This is a genomic window from Trinickia sp. (assembly GCF_035492435.1).
Classification (GTDB): domain Bacteria; phylum Pseudomonadota; class Gammaproteobacteria; order Burkholderiales; family Burkholderiaceae; genus Trinickia.
Genome location: NZ_DATJJF010000107.1, coordinates 62,600 through 70,839, shown reverse-complemented (window position 1 = coordinate 70,839; position 8,240 = coordinate 62,600). Strand labels below are relative to the sequence as shown.

General features: G+C 59.6%; 7 protein-coding genes. 2 read left to right on the top strand and 5 right to left on the bottom strand.

All coding sequences use genetic code 11. From position 1 onward, the window contains the following. Window positions 1-81 precede the first annotated feature (81 nt). Complete coding sequence (locus VL598_RS08275) at window positions 82-1,005, top strand: DMT family transporter (protein ID WP_325326220.1); 924 nt, start codon at window positions 82-84, stop codon at window positions 1,003-1,005. A gap of 86 nt (window positions 1,006-1,091) precedes the next feature. On the opposite strand, the gene VL598_RS08270 is transcribed toward VL598_RS08275, so the two are convergent. From VL598_RS08270 to VL598_RS08255, 4 genes are all read right to left on the bottom strand, one after another. Further along, window positions 1,092-2,417 (bottom strand): DUF2252 domain-containing protein, encoded by a 1,326-nt coding sequence (locus VL598_RS08270; RefSeq protein WP_325326219.1) that lies wholly within the window; start codon window positions 2,415-2,417, stop codon window positions 1,092-1,094. 168 nt (window positions 2,418-2,585) lie between these two features. Then, window positions 2,586-4,304 (bottom strand): SulP family inorganic anion transporter, encoded by a 1,719-nt coding sequence (locus tag VL598_RS08265; protein ID WP_325326218.1) that lies wholly within the window; start codon window positions 4,302-4,304, stop codon window positions 2,586-2,588. Then, entirely contained in the window at window positions 4,304-5,104 is an 801-nt protein-coding gene (locus tag VL598_RS08260) for an NAD(P)-binding protein (protein ID WP_325326217.1), read from the bottom strand. Before VL598_RS08260 ends, VL598_RS08265 begins: the two co-directional genes overlap by 1 nt. A gap of 81 nt (window positions 5,105-5,185) precedes the next feature. Further along, entirely contained in the window at window positions 5,186-6,022 is an 837-nt protein-coding gene (locus VL598_RS08255; protein WP_325326216.1) for an SGNH/GDSL hydrolase family protein, read from the bottom strand. Between the two features lie 704 nt (window positions 6,023-6,726). Here VL598_RS08255 and VL598_RS08250 point away from each other — a divergent pair. Then, window positions 6,727-7,365, top strand: coding sequence for an FMN-binding negative transcriptional regulator (locus VL598_RS08250; RefSeq protein WP_325326215.1), 639 nt, complete (start codon window positions 6,727-6,729; stop codon window positions 7,363-7,365). A 300-nt stretch (window positions 7,366-7,665) separates the two neighbouring features. Here VL598_RS08250 and VL598_RS08245 read toward each other — a convergent pair whose 3' ends face one another. Next, window positions 7,666-8,100 carry a VOC family protein gene (locus VL598_RS08245; protein WP_325326214.1) on the bottom strand — a complete coding sequence of 145 codons (435 nt, stop codon included), beginning with the start codon at window positions 8,098-8,100 and terminating at the stop codon, window positions 7,666-7,668. Window positions 8,101-8,240 lie beyond the last annotated feature (140 nt).

The window sequence follows — 8,240 nt, the reverse complement described above, 5'->3', positions numbered from 1 at the left end:
GATCGTCCATTCGATTATCGAATGATTGCTGCAATATAAATTCGCTTTTCGGTTAGCGTCAACGCGTACACAATGCGCAGGATGAAACCCTCGACAATTTCTTCCCGCGCGGCGACGGTCGATCAACAGGCATCGCCTCGTGAACGGATCGGCACCTTGCTGATGGTGCTCGGTGGCGTCATGCTTGGCACAGTCGGCATCTTTATCACAGAGGCTGCGCAGGACCCGATCACGACCGTTCTGTTCCGCTGCTTCTTTGGCTGTGTTGCCCTGTCGCTCTGGGGTGCAGTGGATGGGCGGTTTGCGGAGCTGCGATTGACGGGGCGCGCCTTACGGTACGCCATCGCCGCCGGGCTTCTGATCGTGGTGAACTGGGCGCTGTTCTTCGCCGCGATCCCTCGAACGTCGATTGCCGTCGCAACCGTGATTTTTCATGTGCAGCCATTCTGGGTCATAGCAATGGGTGCATGGTGGTTGGGCGAGAAAGTTTCCGCGAAGCTCGCCATTGCAGCTGTCATCGCGTTGTCCGGTCTGGTCCTCGCAACCGGAGTGATCGATGGGGGCGGTGGGATACACAACGCGCTGCCCGCTGGGTATTGGATGGGCGTCGCGATGTGTCTGGCAGGCTCTCTCGCCTACGCGGGTGTCGCGATCATAGCGAGGATGGCGACTCAGATCAGTTCCTTCGCGCTTGCCTGGTGGCAGTGCGTGGTGGGCGTGGTAGTAACCTGCTGGTGGCCGTTTGTACATGGACTACCGCATTCACCCGCGACATGGGGATGGCTTGCGGGTATGGGTGTCATCCATACCGGTCTCGCCTACGTCGTGTTGTATGCCGGCATGAGTCGACTGCGGACAGGCAATATCGCGCTATTGCAATTCGTTTATCCCTTGACAGCGATTCTGGTCGATCGAGTGGTGTATGGACACACGTTGAGCCCCACGCAAATGGTCGGAGTGAGTCTCATGGCCGTCACCCTGTGGTGTGTCAGGCGAATGTCCTGATGGAGCTCGTAGACGCATCTTTGACGAGATCGAGCGCTTACCGTTGAGCGACGTCAGACCCGCAAACGAGAATACACGCCTGACGCTCATTCCCGCACTGCCTGCACACGTCCGGCCTTGACGGCGGACTTCAGCAGCGACCAGTCCTTTTCGTTGCGCTCGGCATAAGCCAAGGCGAACGATTCGATCGCCGCGTCGAATGCATCGGCCCGCCCGATGTAACCGTAGATCAGCGCTGGATCTCCCGCCTTCGCCATCGAGTGCGCCAGCGCGTGGCCGCATGACACCGCATACTCGCTTAGGTCCTCCACATCGAAGGTTTTGAAATCGAACGAAACCTTCATGTCGCGCAACTGACGCACATAAAAGTCGACACCCATGTCGCGTGATTTGGACCAGCCGAGGAAGATATCGCTCGCCGATTGCAGCAGGCGCTGGCCCGTCACGACCCGCTGGCCATGGTTCGCATACTTGCTGGCGGGAAGATAGCGTTCCAGCACGGATGCCCGCGCCTCCTTGATCTGCAGGAACAGCGGACTTTCCCCATCGGCCATGAAAAGCGCCATATAGCAGCGCGTACCGACCGAGCCCACGCCAACCACGCGCATCGCCACGTCCATCAACTCGTAACGATCTAACAACGCGCGCCGTTCATCCGGCAGCGTCGTGCGAAACTCGGCAACGAATCGCCGGATGTCTTCATCGAAGCGCTTTGCTTCGCGCGAGCCGCGAGTCGCCACGTGGTAGATCAGCGGCTGCGAATCCCGGATGTGCGGCCGGCCGTCGATGAGTTCGATCTCGTGGCTCATCACCGCGCGGGGTGAGCGCGCTCGCGCCTTGTCGATGGTGGCTTGTTCCTTTGCTCTTTCGCCAACTGAGTCTGCAATGGCCAGCATCTCCTCGGCGCCAAACTGGTAGTACCAGACGTCCAGCGTGTCCATTGTGCTGAACGCAGCCGTACGCTCCCGAAAGGTCTCGCAAAGCCGGCGCACCACGGCGCACTGGTCACGCGTCTTGAATCCTCGATCGCGCGCTGCGATGACGAACGACACAGCGAGCCTGCGTATATCCCAGTCGAACGGTCCAGGCAGCGTTTCGTCAAAATCGTTCGGGCCGAAGAGAATCCGTCGCTCGGGGCTGGCAAAGAAACCAAAATTCGCCAGATGCGCATCGCCCGCCAATTGGACGATGATGTCCGTACGCGGCATCTTGGCCAAGTCGTATGCCATCAATGCCGCCGCACCGCGATAGAACGCGAATGGACTCGCAATCATGCGGCCGTATCGGATCGGTATGAGGTTCGGCAAACGGCCAGCGTTGGATGCCTCGAGCAATGCGATCGGGTCGCGGTCATCCACCTCGCAGACCGCGAGTCGTGCCCGTGGCACCTGCTGGCGGGCGGCCTTTCCCAATGCGATTCGAGACGCGGGCGCCCCTCGGCCACAGAACAATCGCGAGAGCTCCTCCGGCGCTTCTTCCACCGTCCGGTCCGGACGGTCTGCAGACGGTTCACCGCGCTTTGCATCACCACTCCCTGACATGGCGTCACCCCATCCCGTCAACTGTAAATGCGCCGCGCATCACCCTTGCTTAGGGACGGTCGGCGGTGAAGCACCGCGTAACTCCTCGATCGCGGCATCCGCCGTCATGAATATGTCCCGGTGGCCGGATGCTTCGTGAAACACGTCGTAGCGCTTGAGTTGTTGCCTCACGCCCGCGGGGACCGCGATGGCGGCGACACCGATGCCCCGCCGGTCGAGCTCGCTGCGCAACTGACGCAGCGCCTTGCCGGCCGTGTAATCGATGTTGTTGATCTCGGACGCATCGACCACCACCCAGCGCAGCTGTGGTTGAGCCTCGGTCACAAGCCGGAGAATTTCTTCCGTGAACCGCCCGGCATTCGCATAGAACAAGTCCGCCTCGAACCGGTAGATAACGATGCCCGGAGAGGCCAGCACATTGGGGGCGACGGCATGAGCGACCCAATGCCCACTCGGCGCGCGTGTCAGCACACGCGTGCGCAACAGATAGCTGTGCCGTGCATGAGCGATCAGCGACAGCACCACCGCGGAGAGAATGCCGTACATGACGTCGACGAACACGACCACGCACGCAGTCAGCAGCGCGACAACGAACTCGTCCCTTTGCATCCGATACAGTTCGGCCATGCCCTTTACGTCGATCAGCTTCACACCGATCATGAAGACGATCGCAGACAACACCGCAGCCGGCAGAAAGCTGAGCGGCCGAGTCAGGAAAAGCAATACCAGCAGCACGACCGCCGCCGTCGTCAGATGGGCGATCTGGGTTCTCCCGCCAGCCTCATCGAGCATCTCGGTCTTGGTCGGGCTTCCATTCACCACGAATGTCCCGGTGAACGCGGCGACCGCGTTCGCGCCTGCGAGACCGATGAGGTCCGCATTGTCATCGCCGCGCTCGTTGTAGCGGTTGGCGTACGCGCGAGCCGTCGCCGCGCTCTGCGCAATGATGACGATGAAGCACGACGCCGCCGTTGCCAGCACCTGATTGATCTCATGGGGATGGAAAGGCGGCACGAAAAGAGACGGCAATCCCCCGGGTATTTTGCCCGTCACCGCGATGCCATGCCGCGCGAAATCGAATGCCGCACTGGCCGCGATCGAGCCAACGACGGCAATGAGCGCCCCTGGCGCGCGTGGCGCAATGCGCTTGCATCCCACAATCACGACCAGGACGACCAAGGACAGGGCCGCAGTCCGATAACTCGCGTCGCCGAGCCGTTGAAACACGGATATGAGCTGTGATAGGGCCCCGTGCCCATGCTTCTCGAGTCCGATCAGCCCCGAGAGTTCGCCCACCGCGACCTGCACACCCACGCCGGTCAGGAAACCGACCAATGCGCTGCGCGACAGAAAGTCGGCGAGAAAACCAAGGCGGAAAATTCGGGCAAGCACCAGCATGGCTGCCACAACTAGCGCGACCGTGCTCGTCAGGCCGACATATGCCGCACTGCCCAGCGTGGCGACCGTCACGAGCGTACCTGCAAGAATAGCCGCGGTCGCGGAATCTGCGGCGACCACCAACTGACGCGACGCACCCAGTAGCGCAAACGCCACGAGCGGCAACAAGATCGTATACAGGCCCGTGACGGTGGGGGTGCCGGCGATCTTGGTGTATCCCATCACTTCCGGAATTCCCAGAGCGGCGAGCGTGATGCCCGCGACAATGTCATGCGGCAGTTGTGCGGCCTTGATGGGCAAGATCCCTTGCAAGAAGGGCACGCGATGCACGCCCGCATGGGTCGGGGTAACGGGCTTCATTACGTGTTCTCGGCGCGCACAGCAAGTTTGCCGACCAACGCATTCGCGACGAGTTCGTCTGCGATCACCACGTTGGTTGCCCCGGCGCTCTCGAGCAAATCCTTTCTCAACGTGTTCTCCCCGGGCACCGCGATCGCTAGCGAGGCGTTGAGTGTGTGCGCCAGCAGCGTGATAGCGAGATTGTTGTTGGAGTTAGGGGTCGTTACGACAAGCCCCTTGGCGCTATCTAGCCGCGCACGTCTGAGCACGTCGTCGAATACGTCCGGCAAGCCGACCACCACCATGTGGCCACGATCCGCTGCACAATCAGCTTGAGTCTGATCGCCGACAAGGACAAGCACCGTCTGCCCCGCTTCCCGCAATCGGTCTGCAACCATTTCACCGAGCGAATGGAATCCGACCACCACGTAGTGATTGGACAGATGTTCGAGCTTGCGTTTCATGAGCCTGTTCTCTCGATACGCCATCACATCGTCGCCCGATAGCAGTCCTGTCAGCTTTGAAACGGCAAATCCGCCGACCAGCAGTGTTCCGAGCATAGCCAGCAGCATGAAGACCTTCTGGTGATCGTCGAACTCGGAAAAATCGCCGAGTGTCGTTATGAGGTTGACCCCATCCCAAAGGGCCGCAAACACTTTCCTGGATAAAGGGACATTGGATTGATCGAGCAAGACCAGTCCGGTGGCTGCGCCGACTAGCAGCAAGGCAAGCAAGCCGAGTGTATGGTGCGTGCGGCGTCGCCATTCGCGAATGCGGACAGCCCCAAGACGAGGCTCACGGACACGTAAGATCCACATCATTCACTCGGTAGATATGCCCGACGATGACAGCAAACACGATGCCAGACGAACATCCTCTGTTTTTAAGGTCGGCCCAGCGGTCTACATCAACGTCTTGATGACCGCAGCCGTCCTGGCAGCCTTGATCGCATACAGTTGGGCATCCGGATGCAGGCCATCTACCAGCATGCTTTGCCAGTTGGGAAGCGTTTGGATGTAATCGTATTGCTTCACCAACGGAACATTGAGCTGTGCGGCGACTAAGTCCATCGCCGAAACAAAACTGGGCATTACCTGCAAATAGGTGTCGATCGACGATGGATTAGGCTCCTCGAAGACGGCGATCTTTCCGAACGAGCGAACGATGCTTACCCACTGGATCAAGTCTTGTTGATAGACGTCGACAGTCACCTTCAACGAATCGTTCAGACCGTAGTTCATGATGACGATCTGTGAAGGATCATTGGCGAGCCGCGTAGCCAGAGGACTCGGAAAGTAAGGCTCAATCCCCTGAATATCGTCTTCCGTGTCGGCTCCCGACGCACCGGCGTTGGTGACGGGAATACCCAAGATCGCTTGAAGATCATCGGGCTCGCTTTGTCCGCTCGGAGCCCCCACTCCCGCAACGGTCGAATCGCCCTCAAAGAGAATGGATGTAACAACTACTGCTGGTGCAGAGGCCGGGGTGGGGGCCGAGGCCTGCGAGGGGGCGGAAGCCTCGGATGGAGCAGAGGCCTCAGACGGAGCAGAGGCCGGGGTGGGGGCCGAGGCCTGCGAGGGGGCAGAAGCTGCGGAGGCTGCGGAAGGTGCGGAGGCTGAGGAAGCCGTCGACGGCGCAGGTAATGCTACGGCACCGGGCACTGTCGAGCCAGAATTCCCGCCACCGCCGCAGGCGGTAAGACCAATCGTTAGCAACAGCGGGGCCACAATCCTGTGCATGATTCGCTCCCCTTCCCGTGAGTCGGGTGTCGAGCCATCCGCGCCTCGACTGAGATAGGCGTGCGAACAACACAACGCCATATATCTCTACCCACTCGGAAGGCTCTCGACGAAGCTATAGTCCGTTAGCTATCTGAGCCTTGTATGTGGCCGACACAGCATCTGCGCAGTGACGTACCGCGGTAACCGCGGAACTGGCCGACGCAGACAGGGCGCGGCCTCTCACGCCTGGGCATTTGCCTGCTGCCCCTAAAAATTGAAACTCGCCAATTCCAGCCGCTTCTTTAAAAATGGCAGCGGTAATTTCTTGCATTCCGCGTCTGTTCAATGAGGGACAATTGGCTGTTCCGCCCCGCCATCAGCAAACGACTTAACGGTGGACGCTTGTAATTGAACCGTCTTCTCGGATCGCAGTCTTCTGGAAGACGGGTTTCCGGTCTTGTAATAGGACTCCTGCGCCGGAAGCGCCAGTCATCTGATTCGCCTGGTTAATCGTTGGCACCCTCGCTCGTTGGCACCCTCGCGAATCGAGTGCGAGTACAGCATACTCACTGTGGGCACGACAACCGGCGCTATTCGCTCCTCCAGCGGGCTTGCTGTCGTGCCTGATCGTACGATTTTCGATCCTGGTCCCGAGTTCGACACGACGAGATCGCAGTTTTAGCCAATCATTCTGCTCACCTCACCAGACAGAGACAATTCCGATGTATGTCCCATCCCATTTCGCCGAAACCCGCACGGATGTGCTGCACGCATGCATCGCCCAGTATCCGTTTGGCACGCTGATCACGCACGGCAACAGCGGACTCGATGCCAACCATCTTCCGTTTGAACTCGCGCTCGAGGAAGGGGAGCTGGGGGTACTGCGTGCGCATGTCGCACGGGCCAATCCGGTATGGCAAGACATTGCAAATGGCGATGAGGTGCTTGTCGTCTTTCATGCGGGAGACGCGTACATCTCCCCGAACTGGTATCCGAGCAAACACGAGTTCCACGAGCAGGTGCCGACCTGGAATTACATCGTCGTCCACGCGCACGGACGCATCACGATTCTCGATGACGAGCGCTATGTGCGCGGTGTTGTCGGTCGACTGACGCGCACGCATGAGGCATCGCAACCGAATCCCTGGAAGATGGGCGATGCGCCGAAAGATTACATCGACACCATGCTCAAGGCCATCGTCGGTTTGCAGATTGACATCACGCGCCTGGTCGGCAAGAGCAAACTCAGCCAGAACAAGGAAGCACGCGATATTCGAGGCGCGAGCGAAGCACTCATATCCCGAGGGACTTCTCCGATTGGAGATGCGATGCTGGAGCAGGTTGCGCAGAAGCGGGACTAAGGATGCGCGTCGTCACGCGCGCACCGATTGTCTCTCCTAAAACGTCGAGGCTGAATCTGGTTGCGGCCGGTCGTGGAATTGCCATTGTGCCGGAGCGAAGGGCAAGCCTCGGCGTTCAAGGGGTCGCCTTTGTGCCAATTTCCGGTGACGACGCAAAATCAGTTTGCGCGCTAGTGTTGCCACTCGAGCCGTTCGTGCTGGCTCGAGCCTTTGCGAGCCTCGTAACCACCCATTGGCGACGTTTTAAAAAACCGCTGGAGAGTGGCAGAGACCCTGAAAGCAGGTATTGCCCCCCACCCACTACTTCGCAAACAACCTCGACATATCGGCGAACGCCTTCAGCTCAAGGGCATTGCCCGACGGGTCGAGAAAAAACATCGTCGCCTGCTCACCCACCTCGCCCTTGAACCGGACGTGCGGCTCGATGATGAAACGGATGCCGGCGTCAGTGAGCCGGCGTGCGGCGGCGTCCCATTCCTCCATGCTCAGCACCGCACCGAAGTGGCGCACCGGCACCGCATCGCCATCGACGGCACTAGTGTTCCGATGCCCCACTTCGTCGGGGGCCAAGTGGGCAACGATCTGATGGCCATAGAAATTGAAGTCCACCCAGTCGGGCGCACTGCGTCCTTCGGGGCAGCCCAGCAGTTCGCCGTAAAAGCCGCGCGCGGCCTCGATGCTGTGAACGGGAAACGCGAGATGGAAAGGCGGCATCGGATGGTTCGGAGTACTCATGAATTTTCCCGGATGATTGGCCAATGGCTGGTTTGACGGACAGGATGTTGCGCGCGCAACGCCTGCGCAATCGGCATTTTATGACCAGTTTTTTTGATGGGAAAGCGAAGATTTTTTGGCCTAAACGACAATTTTTTCGA